Below are 22,769 nucleotides of genomic sequence, written 5' to 3'. Positions count from 1 at the left end.
CATTGATTGATATTGGGGTTAATCTAACCAGTAACCGATTTGATAAAGATCGGGAACAAGTGATCACCAGAGCACAGGAAGCTGGTTTATCGGCGATCCTGCTTACTGGCACTAATGTTAGTGAGAGTAAGCACGCTGCAGAGCTTTGTTCGATGAACCCTCAATTTATGTTTAGCACCGCAGGTGTACATCCTCATGATGCAGATAATGTTAGCAATGGCTATTTAGCTGACCTTGAGCAACTTGCTTTGTTACCTCAAGTAAAAGCCATTGGTGAATGTGGATTAGACTTTAACCGAAATTTTTCAACACCAGAAAACCAGCAACGTGTTTTTGCCGAGCAAGTCGCGTTAGCTCAACGTTTGTCTATGCCTTTATTTTTGCACCAAAGGGACGCTTTTCAAGCTTGGTTTGCTATTCTCGAACCTTATTTATCATCTATTCCTGCTATGGTTGCGCATTGTTTTACTGGCAATGAGGCAGAGTTAAAACAATGTTTAGAAGCTGGTATGTATATTGGAATTACTGGCTGGGTATGTGATGAACGACGTGGAAAACCATTGTTTGATATTGTTAAACATATTCCGCTTGACCGTTTAATGATTGAAACAGACGCGCCTTATTTAACACCAAGGAATATTAGACCAAAACCCAAAAGCAGTAGAAATGAACCGGCTTTTTTACCCTATGTTGTAACAAAGTTGGCCGAAGCCATGTCTTGTAGTGAACAAGATATCATTGAGTACAGCACGCGTAATAGTGCACGAGTATTTGCTTTGGAGTAGTTATGGATTTTTATACTCGCACATTGGTTTGGTGTTTTGTACTGTGTTTTTCAGTATTTAAAAGTAATGCCAGTACAACAACCAATGAGATCAACCAAGAGTATTTCGTACTGCCATCAGCTATTTCACAGCAACTAACTGACAAAAATATCAGCTCGATTAGTCCAGAACGCTGGATTGGCTACCAATCTTCTGCAATTCAATTAGCGGAAGGAAAAAATTGGCTTGCTGTTCGATTACACAATAACTCAGCTCAGTCACTGGAGAGAGTGCTAGTTATTGATGGTAGGCAGTTTGTATTCAATGAAGCGATTTATCGGTTAACTGGCGATACCCAGCTTAACTCACATCCTAGTGAGCATCGTATAAATAATCTAATTTATAGCCACTTAACCTTGTCACCTAATGAAACTGTTACGTATTACATACAAGTGCACTCAAGGGCTGAGAATAAAGTTAATCTTACCTTATTAGAGGAAAGTGCGTTTGAAGCGCGATTAACGACTGACTATTTTACCTCAGGAATAGCCATTGGTGGCATTGGAGCTATTGCCATTGTATTAGTTTTCGTTTTTTTCGCCACAGCGAATAAAACCATTTTGTTGTTAACCGGTTACTTTTGTTTGTTGGCAATCAATTTAGCGGTAATGCACGGAATTAACTTATATAGCTTTTACCCTGAATATCAAAATGTTCAGGGGGTTGAGTTTCCAATATTTACTTCGTTGAGTGCTTTAGCCATTTTATGGTTTAGCAGTGAGTTGTTTACGCTCAAAACGACAAATAAAAAACTTTATCTCGTTTACTACGCATTTGGTTTGAGCATGCTGGTAAATGTCGCTTTGAGTTACTTTTTGTCTTTTGATACCAACGTAATGTTATGCAATGTTATTTATCACATTGTCACCATTCTTTTGTTGCCGTTGGTCATACATTTATGGCGCATTAAACACTCGCTGGCGCACCTATTTACTGTTTTTGTGTTGTTACAAGCTTCAGCGAGTGTGCTTAATGTATTGTTTTATGGAATATTTGAGCTTAATGCAGAGCTTTTTACCATAGGTTATTGGCTAACAGGTTTACTGATCATCTTTATCATGGCACGACAGGCTAGTTTGGAAATTAATGCAAAACAAGTTGCCCAAAAAGCAGCATTGAAAAATGCACTAATGTCTCGTCAGGCGCAAGATGAATTACTGTCTTTACAAGAAGAAACTCAGGAGCAGCTCGAGCAACGTGTTCAGGAACGTACCTTAGAGTTAAACATCGCTTTGCAAGAGCTTGAAGAGGCTAATCGAGAACTAGAACAAAAAAATACCATCGACGAACTTACCGGCTTATTTAACCGTCGTTATTACGATCAAAAGCTACTGGCTGAGTTTCGCCGCAGCCGAAGAAACTTAACACCACTAAGTTTAGTGGTGATAGACATAGACCATTTTAAAACCATCAATGATCAGTTTGGTCATACTGGCGGTGATACTTGTTTGATTAAGTTGGCAAAACTTATTAAACAATGCCTACGTCGCAGTTCTGATATTGGTTGCCGATATGGTGGGGAAGAGTTTTGTTTAATATTGCCTGAAACCGATACTGATGGGGCAATATCAATTGCAGAAGAATTGCGCAGACAAGTGGTAACAACTTCATTTTCTATAGAACAACATTCAATATCGTTAACCATTTCATGTGGTGTTAGTACTTACAAACAACAGTCGGATGTTAATCCAATCGATATTTTTAATGCGGCAGATAAAGCCTTGTATCAAGCGAAAGAAAACGGTCGAAATCAAGTTAAAGAATTCGCAATTACTGCCACGTAATGACTTTTAAGTTTTGAGGAGATTTTTATGAGTGCCCATTTTGGTCAATTTCCAGCACGTCGTATGCGCAGAATGCGCCGCGATGACTTTTCTAGACGTTTAATGGCTGAACATCAGTTAACGGTGAATGATTTAATTTACCCAGTATTTGTCCTTGAAGGTGAAAACCAACGAGAAGCCGTTGCGTCAATGCCAGGTGTTGAACGCAAAAGTATCGATCTGTTGCTAGAAGAAGCTCAAGAGCTAGTTGACTTAGGAATTCCTGCAATAGCTATTTTCCCTGTGACACCCGATGATAAAAAGTCATTGATGGCAGAAGAAGCCTATAATCCAGAAGGTTTAGCCCAACGCACGGTTCGAGCGTTGAAAGCAAAATTCCCTGAATTAGGTGTTATTACCGATGTCGCGTTAGACCCGTTTACGGTACATGGTCAAGACGGTATTTTAGGTGAGCAAGGTAAAGATGAAGGTTATGTGTTAAACGACATCACGACCGAAGTTTTAGTCAAACAAGCGTTATCTCACGCCCAAGCTGGTGCTGACGTCGTTGCACCTTCTGACATGATGGACGGGCGCATTGGTGCTATTCGCGAAGCATTAGAGAGTGCCGGACATGTAAATACACGTATTTTGGCTTATTCTGCTAAATATGCCTCTAACTACTACGGACCATTTAGAGACGCAGTAGGCTCTGCAGGTAATATCAAAGGTGGTAACAAGTACTCTTACCAAATGGACCCTGCAAATAGCGATGAAGCCATGCATGAAATTGCACAAGACCTAGATGAAGGTGCAGATATGGTAATGGTAAAACCTGGTATGCCTTATTTAGATATCGTACGTCGAGTAAAACATGAATTTAAAGTACCGACCTATGCTTATCAAGTCAGTGGTGAATACGCCATGCATATGGCTGCAATTGAAAATGGCTGGTTAGCTGAAAAGCCTTGTGTGATGGAAGGTTTGTTGGCTTTTAAGCGTGCAGGTGCCGATGGTATTTTGACTTATTTTGCAAAAAAAGTGGCCTACTGGCTAAAAGAAGACAAATAAGTTGAATAATGAAGGCAAAATTCACTATGCCGCACTACATGGTGCGGTATTGTTATTTGCCTTATCTGGTTTATTTGCCAAGTGGCTATCAATATCTGCGATAGATATTGTCTTTGGAAGAGCATTTTTTGCAGCACTTGCGCTATTTCTTTTTATTAAATGTTCAAGAAATACCGGGTTTTATGTTTCTCAAAAATTGCTATTGGCATTAACGTTAAGTGGTGCACTATTGGCTGCTCACTGGACGAGCTTTTTCCATGCTATTCAGCTAGCAAATGTGTCATTAGGGTTGATCACTTTTGCCACGTTCCCTGTGATGGTCAGTTTGTTAGAGCCACTTTGTTTTAAAGAATCATTTAAAATGATTCGGCTTGCTCAAGCTGCTTTAACTGTATTTGGTGTTTATTGGGTTATACCTCAGGTAGGTATTAGTGAAGAGCAAGTGCAAGGATGTTTATGGGGATTATTCTCTGCGTTTACCTTTGCCATTTTAACGTTGGTTAATCGAAAATTTGTTGTCAGTCAGTCCGCCAAAATTGTCGCTTGTTATCAAAATGCTGTAGCAGCCCTACTTTTACTCCCTTTCATTTCTTTTTTTGATATCTTACCGTCAGGCAATACCATGCTGGGGCTTTTAGTGTTGGGTGTTATTTTTACCGCACTGTCGCATTCATTGTTTAATTTTTCGTTGAAAAAGCTATCTGGCCATACTGCATCGGTTGCGGTGAGTTTAGAGCCGATTTACGGCGCAATTGCTGCATATATCTTGTTGGCTGAACCTTTAACAGGTGCTTTTATTTTTGGTGGAAGTGTAATTTTACTGAGTAACTATTGGGTATTAAAAAGTCACTAGCACTGAATCGTTAAGGCTAGCCCTAAAGCTGCAATATGATCGGCTTCTTGAAGCAATTCATCGGCAATAAGCGGGTGCTTTACAAGCCAAGGTTCGGGTAAACACAAAAATATTTTGTTGTTTTTGGCATAACAGCTGTAATGAGGTAAAACATCATCTTTACGTCGACGGCACAATATCACTGAAAGTCGCAAAATTGCTAATAGCTTATAAGCTTCTTCTAGATCACAGCAGGCTTGTTGCTGCAAAGCATGAGTATCGATATCACCTTTGTATTGTTGGACCAAACAAGACAAAAGTTGCTTTTCTGCTACGTCAAAACCAGGCAAATCCGAGTGATTGATGATATAGGCATTATGTTTTTGATGATGTTTAAAGTCGATCAGCAAGCCAATTTCATGTAGCTGGCATGAAGCTTTTAATAAACTTAGGTTATTAGCATTTTGCAGTTGCCACTCATCCTTTACGCTGCCATATAAGCTGAATGCTTGTGTTAACACTGTATTAGCGTGCTGTTTATCAACATGGAAACGCTCCATTAAGGAGTTGACCGCGTGTTGTCTGATATCGGTTTCTCGATGTGCTGGTAGCATTTGATAGAGCAGCCCTTCACGCAGCGCGCCACTAGATATTTGCAGTTTGTCGACGGCAAATTGGTCAAACAATGCGATAAGAATAGCTAAGCCGCTAGGAATTACGACCGCACGTTCGGTAGTTAATCCTGCTATGTTTATTGCTGAAATATGTTGTTGATTAATAAGCTCTTGTTTAACTTGGGTTAAATAATCACGAGTAATGATCGGCGCTTTACCGGAAAACAACAGCATTTCAGCTAAGGCTTGCATAGTACCAGAACCACCTAACGTTACTTGCCAACCGATATTTTGATAACTTTGTACATAAGGTGAAATTAATTGGGCAGCGTGTTGAATGGCTTGCTCAAAAGCGTTGGCGGTGATTTTTTGCTCGGGGAAAAACTGCGTTAAAAAGGTTACGCAGCCAATATTTAAACTGACCACATTGAGCGGTGTCGTCCCTTGGCCAACGATGATTTCTGTACTGGCACCGCCAATATCAAACACTAATCGATTTTCTGGACCGCAACTGGTAAATGCAACACCTTGGTATATGTATTGTGCTTCTTCTTCGCCAGTAAGCAGTTGAATATTTTGCCCAAGAACTTTATTGGCTTGTTGAAGAAATTCATCTTTGTTGGCTGCGAGCCTAACAGTTGCGGTGGCAACTATTTTGACATTTTCTTTGGGAATATCTTGTAAACGTTCAGCAAAAAAGCTTAAACACTCTAGGCCTCTGGCAATAGCCGCTTGTGATAAGTGATTATTGCTATCTAAACCTGATGCTAAGCGTACTTTACGTTTTACTTTATCGACAATTTGTACGCTGTCGGCTAACTGTCGTGTAATTAACATATGAAAGCTGTTTGAACCGAGGTCGATAACAGCATAAAGAGGAGAAGGTTGTTTACAGCTATCCATATGTTGTACTACGTGCTAGTTTTTGCGTCTATTGCCGCCTGTTTTTCCACGATTTAAACCACCATTATGGGGTTTATGGCGCCTATACCTTGGTTTAGGTGTTGGAAAATCAGTGATCAAGGCGTCAGGATCATATTTACTGACTGGTAGAGTATGTTCAATATACTCCTCAATCGCCGGTAAGTTAAAGACATATTCTTCACAGGCAAAACTGATGGCGTGACCAGTAGCACCGGCGCGTCCTGTTCGACCTATACGATGAACGTAATCTTCACAATCATCAGGTAAATCATAGTTAAAAACATGAGTTACTTGTGGAATGTGTAAACCACGAGCCGCTACATCTGTTGCAACTAAAACATCAAGATGCCCTTGGCTAAATTGCTCAAGAATTTTTAAACGTTTCTTTTGAATTACGTCGCCAGTTAACAATCCAACACGAATTTTATCGGCAACTAAATAGTTATAAACGTTTTCACAACTGTGTTTGGTGTTGGCAAAGATGATGGCTTTTTCTGGCCACTCTTCTTCAATTAACGTTTGCAGTAAGTTCATTTTATCTTCGTTAGATGGATAAAATAACTCTTCAGAGATGCGAATATTGGTCTTTTGTTCCGGTTCAATTTCTACGCTAACCGGCTCATTCATGTGTTCAAACGCTAATTCTTTAACTCTGAAAGAGAGAGTAGCAGAGAACAACATGTTCAATCGTTGATTCGGCGCAGGCATACGACGGAATAAATATCGAATGTCTTTGATAAAACCCAAATCAAACATACGGTCAGCTTCATCTAGGACCACGGCCTCTATTTTATCGAGCTGAAACACACCTTGTTTAAAATAATCAATGAGTCGGCCACAAGTGCCGATCAAAATATCTACACCTTGTTCCAATACTTGACGTTGTGATTCGTAACCCTCGCCCCCATATACAATACCAAGGCGTAAGCCAGTTGATTTTGCCATAGCCAAAGCATCTTTATGGATTTGAACTGCCAACTCACGAGTTGGTGCCATAATAAGAGCTCTAGGTTGGTTATGATCAACAGAAGTGTTTTTTAGAAGTTGGTGGAATGTAGCTGCAAGGAAGGCAATTGTTTTACCTTCGCCAGTTTGTGCTTGGCCAGCGATATCTCGACCTTCTATAAGCACGGGTAAGGACTTTGCTTGGATATTGGTGCATTGCTCAAATCCCATGGCATGTAGTCCCTCAATAACCTTGGGTGCTAAATTAAGGTCAGAGAATTTTTTGTCTGATAAATGTGTCTTATTCATAGCCGCTAAGCTTAACAGGTTGTTGATTTAATAAATACTGCCAATTGAATAATTCGTTAGATTTGCTTTAAATTGGGCTTGAATCAAGACGGTTATTCAACATTTAACGCTATTTTGGCGAAGTAAACGAATATATTCTATAAATTTTTATTTATAGCAATTCACTTAGATACGGGTATAATCTCGAACAATTGGCAACTAGCCAAAAAGAACGGAGAAAGAAATGAGCGATAAAATTATTCAACTGAGCGACGATAGCTTTGAATCTGATGTATTAAATGCAGAAGGCTTAGTATTAGTTGATTTTTGGGCAGAATGGTGTGGTCCTTGTAAAATGATTGCCCCGCTGCTAAATGACATTGCTGAAGAATATGACGGCAAACTTGTTGTAAGCAAGCTGAATATTGACCAAAACGCTGACACGCCACCAAAATTTGGTATTCGTGGCATTCCAACTTTACTACTGTTTAAAGGTGGTAGCGTTGTTGATACTAAAGTTGGCGCTTTATCAAAAACACAATTAAAAGAATTTATTGACGCAAATCTATAATTTCTTAAAGAAAGGCTCGTAAAATACGAGCCTTTTTAATTTCTGATATGTTCAGGCTTTACGCATTTATATTTTAATGCTAACTTTATATTTCAACTGAAAAGAACATTTCTTCTTTAACTCAACATCTATTCAATAAACAAAGCCAGCAGGCACATTAAAAACGTTTAAAAGTTTAAGAACCTCATTATGAATCTTACCGAACTCAAACAAAAATCTATCAAAGAACTACTCGCCTTAGCCGAGTCAATGCAACTAGAGCACTTAGCGCGTAACAGAAAGCAAGATATTATTTTTGCGATCTTAAAAGCACACGCAAAAAGTGGTGAAGACATCTTCGGCGGCGGCGTATTAGAAATATTACAAGATGGCTTCGGCTTCTTGCGTTCGGCAGACTCATCTTACCTAGCTGGCCCTGACGACATTTACGTATCACCTAGTCAAATTCGCCGCTTTAGCATGCGTACAGGTGACACCATACAAGGTAAAATTCGCCCACCAAAAGATGGTGAGCGTTATTTTGCACTGTTAAAGGTGAATGAAGTTAACTCTGACAAGCCAGAGAACTCACGCAATAAAGTGTTATTTGAAAACTTAACACCAATCCATGCAAATCACCGTTTAGGTATGGAGCGTGGTAATGGCTCTACGGAAGATATCACTGCTCGTGTTCTTGATCTTGCCGCACCAATTGGTAAAGGTCAGCGTGGTTTGATTGTTGCTCCGCCAAAAGCAGGTAAAACATTATTACTACAAAATATCGCGCAGAGCATTACTTACAATCATCCTGAATGTGAAGTTATGGTATTGCTAATTGATGAGCGTCCAGAAGAAGTTACTGAAATGCAACGCTTGGTTAAAGGTGAAGTAGTAGCTTCAACTTTCGATGAACCAGCTAGCCGCCACGTGCAAGTAGCAGAAATGGTGATTGAAAAAGCTAAGCGTTTAGTTGAGCACAAAAAAGATGTAGTTATTCTTCTCGATTCAATTACCCGTTTAGCTCGTGCCTATAACACGGTTATTCCTTCGTCAGGTAAGATATTAACAGGTGGTGTTGATGCTAACGCATTACATCGTCCTAAGCGCTTTTTTGGTGCTGCTCGTAATATCGAAGAAGGTGGTAGCTTAACAATTATCGCTACAGCGTTAATTGAAACTGGCTCTAAAATGGATGAAGTTATCTACGAAGAGTTTAAAGGTACAGGTAATATGGAATTACACCTGTCTCGTAAAATTGCCGAGAAACGTGTATTCCCTGCTATTCACTTTAACCGCAGTGGTACTCGTCGTGAAGAGCTATTAACTAAGCCTGACGAGCTACAAAAAATGTGGATTTTACGTAAAATCGTTCACGAAATGGGTGAAATTGACGCAATGGAATTCTTAATTGATAAATTGGCGATGACCAAAACCAACGATGAATTCTTTGATTCAATGAAACGTAAATAATAAAAGATATACGAGAAAAACGCCGGCTTTAGCCGGCGTTTTTGTTTGTACTTTTCGGTTGCTATTAAAGACTCAATGACGATGCCTGGCGTTGGCACAGGATGGCGTGAATCTCGGCTAAAACAGCTAAAGCAATGCTCTCTGGTGTTTCCCCGCCAATATTTAAACCTATAGGGCCTGCTAGTGGTGTACTTAGGTTTTTTACATCTATTGCGCTAGCTTCAATAACTTGTTGCTTGCGGTGATTAGGTCCTAATAAGCCGAGGTAGCTTGCAGGGATTTGGTGCAGCGTTGCTAATGCTTTGGCATCTAAACTCACGCTGTGACACATAAAAACGATAGCAGCGATCTTATGCTGCTTTGCAAAGTCGGCCAAGGCTTCTACTGTACCGTTTAATATGTGATCAGCCTCTTTAAAATAGGCTTTTCTGGCATTTGCTGGTCTGGAATCCCAGACAGATACAACCCAGCCTAATTGCTTAGCAAGTGAAGAGAGCGGTCTGGCATCGTAACCACCACCAACAATTAACAAGTGCGGATCAGGATAAATATAAGTATGTAACCAGGTGGTGTCGTTTTCAGAGAATAAAGTGGTTTTTCTGTCGACAGACCAACGACCATCATGATCTATTGCTTCAAATTTTCCTACTGCGGGGCGTTGTGTGTCTGGAATTTCCTGCTGATACAAGCCACAGCCTTCATTTTGTAAAGTATCGAATAAAACATCTAGCGCTAAGTAGTGATTATTGTGTGATACCGGCTGCATCAAAATATGCACTATACCGCCACAACCAATGCCCAATTGAAACGTTAAGTCGTCTTCGTCAGTCGCGTCATATGTGACAGTTGTTGCTAACTGAGTTGACATCACTTGTTTGGCTCGACGCTGAATATCCCCCTCCAAACAACCGCCAGACAATAAACCTAATTGCCTGCCATCACCTGAAAACATCATCATGGCGCCAGATTTTCGATAACTTGAACCTTGCGTTTTATACAGAGTACAGAGTACCCAATCTGTTTGATCTTTTAATGGGTACCAGCTAGCTAAAATATCTTTTAACGACGTCGACATAATACGTTATCTACTTCCTTCGGCTGTGAAGCGAATCACACATGACCACCATAGTTACCATAACTTTGATGTTAAATACATGTTTACTCAAAAAGCATTGTCGCAAATTGGTTACAAATTATGTTACCTGATCCAACTTCATTTATGCCTAAAGCTGCCTGAATAGTTAAATGAGGAGAAATAGGCAAGAATAAAATAATTTTAAGCATGACTAAGCAAAAGCGCTTTATTTACACTAAATTTAGAGCGAGTTTTATTTTTATTGACGTCATAGCTAGCGGTTTTTTTGTATTGCCATGCCTATTCAATAAACAACTCGATTGACTGATACATCGTCGCACTGATGAGTATAAACAGTGATAAAGGGGGCTATATGACGATAAATATAAAAGTTAATGGTGTAAATAAAGAGGTTGATGTCACCGAAGATACGCCGCTATTGTGGGTGCTCCGTGACGAGCTTAAATTAACAGGCACCAAATTTGGTTGTGGCATGGCAATGTGTGGCGCTTGTACCGTGCACATAGATGGTAGTGCGCAACGCTCATGTACTATGCCAATAGCTGGAGTAGCAAACAGAGAAATTACCACCATAGAGGCGGTATCCAGCAAAACCGCTAATGCAATCAAAGCCGCTTGGAATGAATTAGATGTTCCGCAGTGTGGCTATTGCCAGTCAGGTCAAATCATGAGCGCAGTGGATCTTCTCACTAAAAACTCGACTCCAACTGATAGTGATATTGATGCCAGTATGGCGGGAAATGTTTGTCGATGTGCTACTTATAGCCGTATTAGAAAAGCCATCCACTTAGCTGCAGATAAGTTGAAGGAGTAAGTGATGAACGACAAACTCATTGATAAGCCAGTTTCACGTCGCACTTTTTTAAAGGGAACATCGACAAGTTTAGTGATAGGTATGTATTTACCTATGTTAGCGAGCAAGTCGGCGACAGCAGCTCAACCCGTTTCATCTGCAACGGCAAATGCTTTTATTAAGATTCATGCCAACAACACGGTGACAGTTTTAAGTAAACATATTGAATTTGGCCAAGGAACCTTTACTGGCCTTGCGACTTTAGCAGCAGAAGAGTTAGATGCAGATTGGAGTCAAATTCGAGCTGAACATGCACCTGCAGATGTCAAATTATATGTTAATTCCTTGTTTGGTATTCAAGGTACAGGTGGATCTACAGCAATAGCTAGTAGTTATCTAACAATGCGAAAAGCAGGTGCGCATGCAAAACAGTGGCTAAAACAAGCTGCCGCTAAATTATGGCAAGTACCTGTGGAGCGGCTTGAGGTTAATCGCGGCATTATTTTTGATAAAACGACAGGAAAAAAAGCGACATTTGGAGACTTGGTTTCAACCGCTGCAGGTATGGATTCCCCCACCGCGGAGGTTATGTTAAAAACACCAGAGCAGTTTAAGTTAATTGGTAGAGACTTACCGAAACTCGATACTGCAGACAAATCTAGCGGCAATGCGCAATACACAATGGATGTTCATTTAGATGACATGGTTGTTGCTACCGTTGCTCATTCTCCAAAATTTGGTGGTACAGTTGCTTCTTTTGATGCCACTAACACCTTGAAAGTAAAAGGTGTGATAGACGTTAAGCAAATTGCTACGGGTGTAGCCGTCTATGCAACGTCAACATTTGCGGCGATTAAGGGACGACGTGAGCTTAAGATACAATGGGATAATAGCAAGGCTGAACGGCGCTCAAGCAAGGTGTTGTTTAATGACTTTCATCAGTCATTAGCATCATCTGGCAAAGTCGCTGGTGAACGCGGGCAAATAAAAGATGTTTTATCGCAGTCAGAAAATACCATAGAACTGAGTTATGAATTTCCTTATTTAGCTCATGCGCCTATGGAGCCATTAGACGTTGTCGTGCAACATAAAAATGGCGCAGTGACGACATGGTTTGGCAGTCAAATCCCCACCATTGATCAAGCGACAATAGCGCAAGTATTTGGCGTAAAACCTGAAAAAGTACAAATCAATACCTTGCTTGCCGGCGGCAGTTTTGGGCGCAGGACAACGCCAGATTCTGGGTTAGCATTAGAAGCGGCTTTGGTGACCAAAGCGTTCGAAAAACCTGTGCCGGTGAAATTGGTTTGGACTAGAGAAGATGACATTCAAGGTGGTCGATATCGCCCCATGGCGGTTCATAAAGTTAAAGCCACGTATGAGGACAACAATATTCTTGGGTGGCAACAAGAGGTCGCAACGCAATCTATTGTTGCGAATAGTCCCTTTGCAGGAATGATACAAAACGGTATTGATCCAACTTCAGTTGAAGGTGCACACAACCAACCTTATGCTGTTCCGCATTTTCAGGTTAATCTGACGGATATGCATACTGGAGTCCCTGTTTTATGGTGGCGTTCCGTTGGACACACACATACTGGTTACGTTGTCGAAACACTGATTGATACATTGCTAGAAAAAACCAATGCCGATCCGGTGGATGGACGAGTAGCATTACTGGCTGAGTACCCAAGAGAAGCCCAGGTGTTAGTATCAGTGAAAAAAATGGCTGAACAGGCTGGCAAGCCGGCGGTTGGGCGTATGCGTGGTGTCGCTATGGTTAAATCTTTTGGTAGTTATGTTGCACAAATCGCTGAGGTTTCTAAGGGAAGTGATGGTATGCCAAAAGTACATCGAGTTTGGTGTGCGGTAGATTGTGGCGTGGCTGTTAACCCTAATGTGATCCGAGCACAAATTGAGGGCGGCATTGGGTATGGGCTAGATGCTATTTTACATGGTGAAATTACCTTGGCTGATGGAGGTGATGTTAACCAAAGTAACTTCCATAATTATCCAGTATTACGGATTAATGAAATGCCTGAAATTGAGGTGGAGATCATTAAATCAGCGCATGCGCCTACGGGTGTTGGTGAAGTAGGTGTTCCGCCAATAGGTCCTGCTGTCGCTAATGCTTGGCGTCGCCTTACTGGCCAGCAAATAACAAGATTGCCGTTTGCAAAATCGATAAATACTTGAACCACTTGGTATTAAATCCAAAGCCAGCTACTACCCAATAAATAGTGGTAGCTGGCGAATAATTGCCTAATGCTACTTTTAGTTTACCTAATGCTGCAAAGTTCTAGCCTTTATCTTGAGTTAGCGATCAGCCGTTGTAATATGTATTCAGTGTATTAATGTAGCTAGTTGTTATGAAAACAAATTTAACGATGTTTCACTCTTTGCTTGAAGCGCTAGATTGCGCTGGCTTTGAAGGGTTTCGTTCAACTTATTGTCAACAAATCACCTTGTTCAATACTTGTGAATATCAACATCAATGTCCTGTGCTTTATGAACCAGGTATTTTTGTCGTGCTTTCAGGTCGTAAAATTGCCCATATTAATCAACACCCTCTGGAATACGGAAGTGATAACTTATTGATTGTCACCTCGGCTTACCCAATGGAATGTGAAGCATTTATCACTGATGAAGGAGCGTTGTCAGGCTTTTACATTCGTTTAGAGCAAGATATGGTATTTAAAACCATGGAGCTACTAAAGCTCAATGGCTTTAAGGTGGCGGAAGACAGTGAAAACTATCCTCTAGGATTTGACGTCACTAGCAAAACTCCACGACTCGCCGACTGTATCTCTAGGTTATTGCAAGCTTTACATAATAAATTGGAAGCCGAAGCTTTGATAGAAGGTATTTTAGAAGAGTTGTATTTTCTTATTTTAACTAGCCCTCAAGGCCAGATATTAGTCAACTTTGCAACTCAAGATGGCACCTATTACAAAGTGACTAAGGCGGTAAACTTTGTCAATGAACACTTTGATGAAAAAATAAGTGTAGAGCAGTTGGCTGATATTGCTGGTATGAGCACATCGGCTTTTCATCGAGCGTTTAAACTAAGTATTACCGATTCGCCATTGCAGTACATTAAAAAAGTACGGCTTAACCGTGCAAAAAATATGTTGGTCAAAGATGGTGTATCAGCAAGTGAAGCCGCTTTGCAGGTAGGTTATGAAAGCATTTCACAATTTAGTCGTGAATTTAAACGTTATTTTGGCTTGCCACCAAGTCGAGCGATAGAGCTTAGTTACCGCGTGTTTGTTTAATGCCAAAACAGCTAGCAAATTTTGTTTTCCCTTGGGTACTAAAATGAACGGCTCTGGTTGTTAGATCACGTTTTGCCCAATTTTTCTCAAAGGCATAATTGAGCATCCAAGCACCTAGTTGCCCTGCGAGGTGGTTTCTTCTTTCGCTCCAGTCTAGGCAGGCTTTGCATACTGGGCGTTTAGATTGATTTACCTTTTTAAAATCAACGCCTAGTTCACTAAAAAATAGCAGCCCTTTATCCGTTAAAGTCGCTTGGTTTGTTTCTTCTGCGATAAATCCGTGATTTAACAAAGCGTCAAATAAGGCTACTCCTTGCTCCCCTGCTAAATGGTCGTAACATACGCGAGCATGGCGCAATGCTTGGTCTACCGGGCCTGTTTTAATCGAATTTTGTTGAATACTAGCCGATAAGTTAAGCATTTTCTCTACAAGTTCAGCAACATCGACACTGCGAAGCTGAAAATACTTATGCCTTCCTTGTTTTCTAACAACCAGTAACTCGCCTTTTAGCAATTTTGCCAAATGACTACTCGCCGTTTGCGCGGTAACGTCTGCTTCCAACGCCAACTCTGTAGCGGTTAATGCTTTACCTGTCATTAAAGCGGTTAGCATTTTGGCCCTGGCAGGCTCACCTATTAGATTGGCTACAATGGAAATGTCGGGTTGCAACGGCTTGTTCCTTTTTAGCATAGTTCGATAGCGCTCGAAGCATCAGATTTTATGGCACATTAAAGTGGCTCCAAACTTGAAGGAGACTATATTAATGAGCATTACCTGTTTTATCCAATACAAAATTAACCCCTATCAATTGGCAGAGTTTGAACAGTATGCTGATCAATGGGCACAAGCCATTCCTGCTTGTGGTGGGCAGCTCATTGGATATTTTTTACCTCATGAAGGTACCAATGATACGGCATATGGCTTGATAAGTTTTGCTAGCTTAGCCGATTATGAGGTATACCGAGCCAGGTTAAAATCAGATGAACTAGGCCGTGACAATTTTGCTTTTGCCCAAAGCCATCAATTTATTGTTGAAGAAACGCGTCAATTTTTAAAACCTGTTATTAGCACTTATCTAAAGTGCAATGAGGTTAAACCACTATGATAGCGGTGATTTTTGAAGTATCCCCTAAGGCTGATACTAAAGCACAGTATTTAGAGCTCGCAAGAGAGCTACGTCCATTGCTAAACGATATTGAGGGTTTTATTTCGATAGAGCGGTTTCAAAGCTTAAATGACGATAACAAGTTACTGTCGTTATCATACTGGCAAGACGAAGCGGCTATTGAGCACTGGCGCAATAACGTATTGCATCAAGAAGCACAATACAAAGGGAAAAGCGCTCTCTTTGCTGATTTCAGCATTAAGGTTGCCTCTATTACTCGTCAGTATGCAATGCATTCAACTATAGAGTAGGAGTGGAAATGAGTTTGTTAACTTATTTATTTGAACATTTTTATAGCGAAGAACAATTAGTGCAGCGTGCTGGTATTAGTCAAAAGCAGCTGCAATTGTGGCAGTCACAAGCCTTGGTGCCATTACCTGCTTATCGCGTGATGTGTAAGGTGAGTTGCGAGTCGTTTTTTGGTGAGTATCAAGAGCAACAATCACTCAGTTTTTACGCAAAAGGTACAATAGATTGGTTGCAACAAGTTGCTAAGTTGAGTGATGCTGAACAGGCCTACGCGATATTTAAAAGTGAATACCAACAAGTGTTAGATAAGCTAAAAAATGTGTTTGGTCATGAATTTTTCGACACAATAAACCTGGGTGATGATCACATAACATCAGAGTGGCAGCACTTTCTTAATGGTACCTATGGGCTATGCACTAAATCTGGATTGGCACACGATATAGCGGTAAAAGAAAGTTGTATCGGTGTAATAAAAACCTTGTTGGCAAAACAAGCATTAAACGAACATGAATCTAACTTGTTAAATACAGCGGTAACAATGCTCGATCAGGCAAGTGCGCTTTTTGCGCCACATGAACGACAAGGTAGCTCCAGGAAAACATATATCGACGATGTTCGGTGTCAGTTTGAATTAAGTGTTTGACGTAAAATTAAAGCGCTTAAGCATACTCTCGACAAATTAACTCAACATCTTTGATCGACAGAGGCTCTTCAGTTAAGCCACAGACAAAATTGTCTTTCACTGATTGATTAAATTTACACTGCTTACACACACCAAAACCTTTGCGTCCAGACGCTAATTGATAATGGCGCAACGTTGATTTAAGCAGTGTTAACATTGTTTGCTGATCTTGCTCTGGCATCTCACTTATTGCCTGAGTGAATTTTTCTGGTGGCGAGGTAGACGCAATAAACGCTAGGCCAGTACTAGTGACTTTTAAGTGAGTAATGCGTTTATCTACTTCGTCTTTAACTTTTTCGATCAGTCCTTTACTTTCCAGCACCTTCAGTGATTGGGACACCGTGCCTTTGGTTAAACCTAAATATTCTGTGACGGCGATCGGCGTATCGGAATATTTATTACAAATGGACAAAAAATGCAGTGCTTCTTGCTGCACCGGTTGCAATCCCTCAGCCGAACCTGCGACACGTGCTTCTTGTCGGGTCAGGTTTGCCAAACGTTCTATTACATTAAATATATTTTCTTTCATAAGTTGATAGTATCGAGTCAAAACTTGTTTGACAAGTAGAAAAATATTGTGCTTAATAAATAATGTATCGAGTCGAAACTATGTTTATGTATTAGGAGATAATATGAAACTTACAGCAACAATCACAGCTTTAGCCTGTATTTCATTGGCTTATAGCAGCTCAACTGCTGCACATGATAAACACCAAGGGCATATCTTGGCGTCAAAAAGTCCAGAAACCTTAGCAAGCTTTGATATTGTGCATGCAAAAGTAACCACACAAGGTGCTCATTTGGTATTTCAGCAAGCTGTTAATGGAAAAGCAGGTATTGATAAGCCAAAAGCAAATGGCCAATTGGCAGGCGCAGAAGTTTATAGTTATGTGTGGCCAACTACGTTAAACAGTGCATCGGTTGGCTTTGATGCCGATCAAGGCATTCTGGCACTGGCATTAACGATTCATCCTGATTTTGATGATACGCCACTTTATGATGAAGATAATGATGGTAACAAAACCAATGATGGTGACAATTGGCACAGTCATTGGGTGGTTTTGGTACCTGATGACAGTTGCGGCAAAGGAGCACTGAAAGTGAAAGATATTGCAGCTAATACATCACCTAAGTTGCCGGCAACTTGGCCTGAGCTACCGTTATTTATTGACAGTCCAGGGTTTGATTTTTCCATAGAAAACAGCGAAGTGTTGGTAAAAGTACCACTGTCTTCGGTAGGTTTTGCACAAAATTTTTCCTTTGATGGTGTTACTGCGGGTTTAAGGGTTAATCAACAGGTTCATGCGCCACTGTTATGTGTCGCTAAAGTGTTTGATGTTGCCTCGGGAGATTTAAGTTTACCGGGCAAAGTGAAGTAAAGGAGACGAAGATGAATGTTCATGTTTACGACACCCACGTTTATACGATCGCCGGCGAATATATTCATTTTGACGTGCTTGTTGATGATCATAACAAAGACAAAGTACAGCAATTTGCTGAAACGTATCTAAATAGTCTTGGTGTTTCAGTTGATCGTATAAAACAAGGACACTGTAATTTTTGTCACAGTGAATCTGCTAACCCTGAGGTGCAACTTCAAATTGAGCAGCACGGATACAGCATTATCCGTTTATAAAAACAGTGCAGTGCTCAAGCTTTTTATGTGAGCACTGCTGTAACTCCAATAAATGGTCGTCTGGTTCTTATAACTTACAAATCGATTTGATCGGGCTTTCAAAAACAGAAATTTTGAATAATTTGATCTCAATAGCTAAACTTTTGGTCATACATCAGTCGTAAATTATAAGGTTGTTGAATAAATTGCGATCATTTATAAATTCATTAACTACATTTTCTATTGTTTTGTTTTTATTGGTTTTATCATCAAAAGTTGCCTTTGCGGAAATTGTGCTTGGAGTTGTTGGTAAAACTAAGAATGACAGCTTTTACCAACAATCCTTCAAAGGGTGTCAGGCTTATGCCGTAAAGTATAAAAATGTTCGATGTATTTATGATGGTGGCATGGATTTTCAAAATATTAGAGCTCAAGTTAGTGTCGTAAAAAAATTAGTGAAACAAGGCATTGACGGCTTATTGATTGCAACAACTGATTCGCATTTTTTGGTGAAAGAAGTATTAGCCTCACTGAAAGAAGAAAATATTCCTGTAATTACTTTTGATTCAGATTTATTACCTGAACATGCCGAATATCGTCTCGCATATGTCGGCACTGACAATTTTGCCTTTGGCCAAGCGCTAGGCAAGTACGTAAAGAACAACTTTGTACTACGTGCAGAACAATCGATATGTATTCAATCTGGTCACCCCACCACTCCAAATTTAAATGAAAGAATCGCCGGTATTCGATTTGCTTTGTCACAGCAAAAGGCAAATAAAATGAAAGGTAAACAAGGCTGGCGTGAGCACCCAAGCTGTCCGATGTTTAGTTTGGGTAAACGTGATTTAGCATTAGAACAGTTGGAAAGTGTGTTAAATTTTCGAGTTCCGCCGATATTTATTGCTGTTGCGGGGTTTGCACAGTTTAACGAAAATTATATGGCAGTGATTGAACCTTACAAAAAACAAATCGATTCTGGGGAGTTGATCGTTGTTTCTGCTGATACAGAGCCAATGCAGTTGCAAGCGTTAGCGCAGGGACTTTCCAGTATTAATATAGGTCAGAAACCCTTTGAAATGGGGAAGCTAGGAGCAAGTTTATTAATCGACTATATAACAAAACAACAGCTGCCAGATAAATCACACTATTACCTTGGTTTTCATCATTGTACGCCAGAAACCGCGACTACTTGCACAACTAATTACTAAAATTCATCGTGTTAAATCTCTGGGTAAATATCCATGTATGAGATTATCTGGGTATAAAGTTAGATAAATTTACACATTCCTAACCCCCATGGGTCGCCTGATCTTTTCATATAACCATAACGCAAGTAAAACGATTCTTTGCCTTGCGCAGATAAAAGCCCAATTGTCGCCCCTTGTTTTGTGTTTTGCGCGAGATATTGTTCAATGTGTTCCATTAATTTATGTCCAATTCCTAGATTTTGAAAGTCAGGATGCACAACAAGGTCTTGCACGTAGAAAAACATGGCACCATCTCCAATTACTCTTGCCATGCCTATTAGTGTTGCATCATATCGGGCGGTTACATGGAACAACGAGTTTTTCAGCGCTATATTAACCATGTTTGAATCGACATCAGTCCAACCAACAAGTGCACGAAGTTGTTTGTACTCTAGTACAGTCGGCATTGTCTGTTTTAATTGAATATTAATATTGTGATTTGAACGATTAATTGCCAACGTAAAGCCTTACATTTTCAAGTTTGAAATCAGATGTTTTGTGGAAAAATAACGCTTTGTTTTGTTTCTTACAAGGTTGAAGGTAAGACATTTATGTACTGGACAATGTTGGATGTATAAGTTGAGATAAAATATTGTCTTATCAAAATAAAAATAGCGGCGCATAAGATACGCCGCATACAGTAAATACTTATTGCTTTAAATTGATTTGATACAAGGCAAAACCATTTTCGTCTGTTTGTAGTGGTGACGTAGGGCTTACTGCAGGCAAAGCTTCCGCTAATGTAGTAACTTCATTTAAAGGTGATGTTCTAAATACCACATTCAAATCAACATTAGTTTCAATGGCTTTAAACGACCAGTTGTTATCAGCAGAGGGATCAAAACCAGTATCACCAGCTTGTGCTGATTGAGAAATAATGTAATTTCGCAAAACACCGCGGTTTTCATCAGGGCCTTCAAATGTTTCACGACTGGTGCCATCAATATTTGGAAAGCTTCCACCACCAGATGCTCGGTAATTGTTGGTAACAACCAAGAACTCGGCACTTAATTCAATGGGTTGCCCGTTGTATCGTAGATTAACTATGCGTTGGCTATTGGCGTTTACTAATGCACCGTCAACACTATATTTAGCTGGCTGTGTTACATCAATTTCATAAGTAACACCGTCAATAACATCATAGTTGTACGATGGAAATGCGTTATTGAGTAAGTGCTGTTGAGCTGTGCTATTGGGGTCTATTTGATTAAATTGACCTGCACTTCTTTCTAACCACTCCTTCACATCGGCACCAGTTAATCGGACCATGCGAATGGTGTTTGGATAAATATATAAACTTACGGTATCGAGTAAGGCGATATCACCGGCTGAAACATTTGTATAATCGTCAATGCCGTTACGGCCAGCTCTAAATGGTGCTGCTGCTGAAAGTACCGGTAAACCGTCTAGTTCAGTGCCTTGAATAAATGCTTCGCCCCAGGCTATTTGCGCATCAGAAACCACTTGAATAGAAGGGTCGTCTTGAACCAAGGCAAAAAATGAGAATATTGGAGCTGAAATTTTTGCAAATGGATCGCTAACCCATTGAATCGTGGCTTTGTGTTCAACATCAATTGCGTCTAACACTTGTTGATCCGCTTGTGCTAAATCAACAAAGTCTCCATTACGAGCACTGCCGCTTGAAATCGCCCTGTTTTGTACACTTGATGAGGTCACAGTCCAATTGCCATCAGTAGAAGGACGCATTACAAGATCGATAACTCCCAAATGATTACCAAAAAAGCCTGGCATCACCGCAGGAATGCCGTTTAATTTACCGTTTACATTATCTATGCCTGCTGCTTCATGGCCGTTGTACGATGCATCACCAGGGAATAAACGATGATTGTGACCAAATAAAATTGCGTCTATACCATCAATCTTAGATAAATATAAAGCGGTATTTTCCGCCATGTCTTCGCGTGCACTAGAAGTTAAGCCAGAATGAGGAATGGCAATTATAATATCTGCCCCCTCTTCTTTCATTTTAGGAACAAAATATTGAGCGGTTTCAACGATATCTTTGGCGATAACATGTTCGTCTAAATGGGCTTTATCCCATTGCATAATTTGCGGAGGGGTTAAACCTAAGTAACCAATATTGAGTATGTGTTGATTACCGTTTTCGTCGGTTACTACTTTTTCTTGAATGTAATAAGGTGTATATCGATTTTCATCATTTGTTGGATCATTATCCGCGTCTTTTTTATAAACATTGGCATTGATGTAAGGAAAGTTTGCCCCTGCTAAGGTAGCGTCTAAAAAGTCTAAGCCGAAGTTAAACTCATGGTTACCCAAGTTGCCAACATCATATTCCAACAGGTTTAATGCTTTAAATACTACGTGTGTACCACCAGTCATAATGTCGTCTTTACGAATTAACGCTTCGTAATCTCCAAGTGGGCTGTTTTGAATTAAATCGCCATTATCAACGAGTACGCTATTTTTTACTTCGGCGCGAGCTTGTTTAATTAAAGTTGCTGTGTTGGCAAAACCTAAAGTTTCAGATGTTGATTGGCTAAAGTAATCATAGTTAGCCAGATACATATGAATATCAGTTGTTTCCATAATACGTAGGTTAACGTTACTGATAGGGGGCATTGCTGCACACACGTATTGCGTAGAGGTAATTTCTGTCGTGTCTAATAGGTTATTTGCATTGCTGTCCAAACCAGAATCAATTTGTACACCGCCGTAATTACAATTTTCATTACCTAACGACAATGGTGTTTGGTTGATCAACGAGGTGACTGCATTGGCACCATTGAAACCGGATATTCCATCTTTACCATCATCGCCATTACAGGCAGATAAAAGGGAGATAATACTGATACTTAATGTTGTTTTTATAAAAGAACTCAATCTCATAACGCTTTCCTTTCAATAGAAGAACAAAAACGTTAGTTGTTTTGTATAACACTAAGGAGAGACTAAAGTGAAAGTTTCATGACGAATTGTAAATAAATGATGAATGACAAGAACTAATGGCATTTTGAACTGGTGTTAAATGTTATTACCTTGATTGTTTGAACCAAATAGATGTTGCCAGATCTCACTCAGGCTTGCGCTAAGAAGCCAGTAACTAAGAGGTTTAGTATTTTTTTGCTGCTTTGAGTTATCGCGCTCGACAATTTTCTGATGAATTTCTTCTAACTCTTTATCAAAAGCAAGTTGTTGTTCCTTTTCTCGCTTGATGTCGTCGGCTTTATTTGCACGTTTGGCAAACGCACGTCTTGCTCTGGCATCTAAATTGGCCAGAATGCTACCCGTACCTTTAATCAGCTTTCCTTTGATGTCGGTTTTCGAGCCTTGAATACTCATAAATCCTCCACAAGTTGCTTTTACTTATTTCGACCTAATAA

At 40.1% G+C, this 22,769-nt stretch carries 23 protein-coding genes; 15 read left to right on the top strand and 8 right to left on the bottom strand.

Translation table 11 applies throughout. The features are described from left to right. Positions 1 to 2 precede the first annotated feature (2 nt). The 4 genes from IE199_RS08660 to IE199_RS08645 are packed head-to-tail and all read left to right on the top strand — an operon-like array spanning position 3 to position 4,511. A complete protein-coding gene (locus IE199_RS08660) occupies positions 3 to 785 on the top strand; it encodes a TatD family hydrolase (protein ID WP_189769245.1) in 783 nt (260 codons plus the stop codon). Positions 786 to 787: 2 nt separating this feature from the next. Next, positions 788 to 2,608, top strand: a complete 1,821-nt coding sequence (locus IE199_RS08655) for a sensor domain-containing diguanylate cyclase (protein ID WP_189769237.1) — start codon at positions 788 to 790, stop codon at positions 2,606 to 2,608. 27 nt (positions 2,609 to 2,635) lie between these two features. Continuing rightward, entirely contained in the window at positions 2,636 to 3,658 is a 1,023-nt protein-coding gene (gene hemB / locus IE199_RS08650) for a porphobilinogen synthase (protein ID WP_189769229.1), read from the top strand. A gap of 1 nt (position 3,659) precedes the next feature. After that, complete coding sequence (locus IE199_RS08645; RefSeq protein ID WP_189769227.1) at positions 3,660 to 4,511, top strand: DMT family transporter; 852 nt, start codon at positions 3,660 to 3,662, stop codon at positions 4,509 to 4,511. Here IE199_RS08645 and IE199_RS08640 read toward each other — a convergent pair. Next, positions 4,508 to 6,007 carry a Ppx/GppA phosphatase family protein gene (locus IE199_RS08640; RefSeq protein ID WP_189769225.1) on the bottom strand — a complete coding sequence of 500 codons (1,500 nt, stop codon included), beginning with the start codon at positions 6,005 to 6,007 and terminating at the stop codon, positions 4,508 to 4,510. The two genes, IE199_RS08645 and IE199_RS08640, sit on opposite strands and share 4 nt — an antisense overlap. Positions 6,008 to 6,022: 15 nt before the next feature. Further along, entirely contained in the window at positions 6,023 to 7,282 is a 1,260-nt protein-coding gene (gene rhlB / locus IE199_RS08635) for an ATP-dependent RNA helicase RhlB (protein ID WP_189769224.1), read from the bottom strand. 223 nt (positions 7,283 to 7,505) lie between these two features. On the opposite strand from rhlB, the gene trxA reads away from it, so the two are divergent. Then, entirely contained in the window at positions 7,506 to 7,832 is a 327-nt protein-coding gene (trxA, locus tag IE199_RS08630) for a thioredoxin TrxA (protein WP_189769222.1), read from the top strand. A gap of 189 nt (positions 7,833 to 8,021) precedes the next feature. Further along, entirely contained in the window at positions 8,022 to 9,281 is a 1,260-nt protein-coding gene (rho, locus tag IE199_RS08625) for a transcription termination factor Rho (RefSeq protein ID WP_189769220.1), read from the top strand. A 64-nt stretch (positions 9,282 to 9,345) separates the two neighbouring features. On the opposite strand, the gene IE199_RS08620 is transcribed toward rho, so the two are convergent. Continuing rightward, positions 9,346 to 10,356: an XdhC family protein gene (locus IE199_RS08620; protein WP_189769218.1), complete on the bottom strand. Its 1,011-nt coding sequence runs from the start codon at positions 10,354 to 10,356 to the stop codon at positions 9,346 to 9,348. Between the two features lie 373 nt (positions 10,357 to 10,729). On the opposite strand from IE199_RS08620, the gene IE199_RS08615 reads away from it, so the two are divergent. The 3 genes from IE199_RS08615 to IE199_RS08605 all read left to right on the top strand — a co-directional run bounded on the left by IE199_RS08615 (position 10,730) and on the right by IE199_RS08605 (position 14,445). Then, positions 10,730 to 11,191 (top strand): (2Fe-2S)-binding protein, encoded by a 462-nt coding sequence (locus IE199_RS08615; RefSeq protein ID WP_189769216.1) that lies wholly within the window; start codon positions 10,730 to 10,732, stop codon positions 11,189 to 11,191. A gap of 3 nt (positions 11,192 to 11,194) precedes the next feature. Continuing rightward, a complete protein-coding gene (locus tag IE199_RS08610; protein ID WP_189769214.1) occupies positions 11,195 to 13,366 on the top strand; it encodes a xanthine dehydrogenase family protein molybdopterin-binding subunit in 2,172 nt (723 codons plus the stop codon). A 173-nt stretch (positions 13,367 to 13,539) separates the two neighbouring features. Next, positions 13,540 to 14,445, top strand: a complete 906-nt coding sequence (locus IE199_RS08605; RefSeq protein WP_189769212.1) for an AraC family transcriptional regulator — start codon at positions 13,540 to 13,542, stop codon at positions 14,443 to 14,445. On the opposite strand, the gene IE199_RS08600 is transcribed toward IE199_RS08605, so the two are convergent. Then, positions 14,423 to 15,136 carry an ArsR/SmtB family transcription factor gene (locus IE199_RS08600; protein WP_308436237.1) on the bottom strand — a complete coding sequence of 238 codons (714 nt, stop codon included), beginning with the start codon at positions 15,134 to 15,136 and terminating at the stop codon, positions 14,423 to 14,425. The genes IE199_RS08605 and IE199_RS08600 overlap by 23 nt on opposite strands. 73 nt (positions 15,137 to 15,209) lie before the next feature. Between IE199_RS08600 and IE199_RS08595 the strand changes: the two genes are divergently transcribed. Genes IE199_RS08595 through IE199_RS08585 form a run of 3 tightly spaced genes read left to right on the top strand, consistent with a single transcriptional unit; the run spans position 15,210 to position 16,503 of the window. Further along, a complete protein-coding gene (locus IE199_RS08595; protein ID WP_189769208.1) occupies positions 15,210 to 15,551 on the top strand; it encodes an NIPSNAP family protein in 342 nt (113 codons plus the stop codon). Then, positions 15,548 to 15,862 carry an antibiotic biosynthesis monooxygenase family protein gene (locus IE199_RS08590; protein ID WP_189769206.1) on the top strand — a complete coding sequence of 105 codons (315 nt, stop codon included), beginning with the start codon at positions 15,548 to 15,550 and terminating at the stop codon, positions 15,860 to 15,862. The genes IE199_RS08595 and IE199_RS08590 overlap by 4 nt, the downstream gene beginning before the upstream one ends. An 8-nt stretch (positions 15,863 to 15,870) precedes the next feature. After that, entirely contained in the window at positions 15,871 to 16,503 is a 633-nt protein-coding gene (locus tag IE199_RS08585) for a DUF6058 family natural product biosynthesis protein (RefSeq protein WP_189769204.1), read from the top strand. A 16-nt stretch (positions 16,504 to 16,519) separates the two neighbouring features. Here IE199_RS08585 and IE199_RS08580 read toward each other — a convergent pair whose 3' ends face one another. Then, positions 16,520 to 17,071: a MarR family winged helix-turn-helix transcriptional regulator gene (locus IE199_RS08580; protein WP_189769202.1), complete on the bottom strand. Its 552-nt coding sequence runs from the start codon at positions 17,069 to 17,071 to the stop codon at positions 16,520 to 16,522. Between the two features lie 103 nt (positions 17,072 to 17,174). On the opposite strand from IE199_RS08580, the gene IE199_RS08575 reads away from it, so the two are divergent. From IE199_RS08575 to IE199_RS08565, 3 genes are all read left to right on the top strand, one after another. Next, on the top strand, positions 17,175 to 17,921 hold the full coding sequence (locus tag IE199_RS08575) for a hypothetical protein (RefSeq protein ID WP_189769200.1): 747 nt from the start codon (positions 17,175 to 17,177) through the stop codon (positions 17,919 to 17,921). An 11-nt stretch (positions 17,922 to 17,932) separates the two neighbouring features. After that, entirely contained in the window at positions 17,933 to 18,178 is a 246-nt protein-coding gene (locus IE199_RS08570) for a DUF2024 family protein (RefSeq protein WP_189769199.1), read from the top strand. A gap of 185 nt (positions 18,179 to 18,363) precedes the next feature. Then, entirely contained in the window at positions 18,364 to 19,368 is a 1,005-nt protein-coding gene (locus IE199_RS08565; protein WP_229854614.1) for a substrate-binding domain-containing protein, read from the top strand. A gap of 59 nt (positions 19,369 to 19,427) precedes the next feature. On the opposite strand, the gene IE199_RS08560 is transcribed toward IE199_RS08565, so the two are convergent. The 3 genes from IE199_RS08560 to IE199_RS08550 all read right to left on the bottom strand — a co-directional run bounded on the left by IE199_RS08560 (position 19,428) and on the right by IE199_RS08550 (position 22,728). Then, positions 19,428 to 19,865: a GNAT family N-acetyltransferase gene (locus tag IE199_RS08560; RefSeq protein WP_229854613.1), complete on the bottom strand. Its 438-nt coding sequence runs from the start codon at positions 19,863 to 19,865 to the stop codon at positions 19,428 to 19,430. A 190-nt stretch (positions 19,866 to 20,055) separates the two neighbouring features. Then, a complete protein-coding gene (locus IE199_RS08555) occupies positions 20,056 to 22,275 on the bottom strand; it encodes a bifunctional 2',3'-cyclic-nucleotide 2'-phosphodiesterase/3'-nucleotidase (protein ID WP_229854611.1) in 2,220 nt (739 codons plus the stop codon). Between the two features lie 135 nt (positions 22,276 to 22,410). Continuing rightward, positions 22,411 to 22,728 (bottom strand): hypothetical protein, encoded by a 318-nt coding sequence (locus IE199_RS08550; RefSeq protein WP_189769197.1) that lies wholly within the window; start codon positions 22,726 to 22,728, stop codon positions 22,411 to 22,413. Positions 22,729 to 22,769: the final 41 nt, after the last annotated feature.

The organism is Thalassotalea marina (assembly GCF_014656435.1).
Taxonomy (GTDB): Bacteria; Pseudomonadota; Gammaproteobacteria; order Enterobacterales; family Alteromonadaceae; genus Thalassotalea_C; species Thalassotalea_C marina.
Note: the sequence above shows the minus strand (reverse complement) of the source record. Positions and strands in the feature narration are given on the sequence as shown.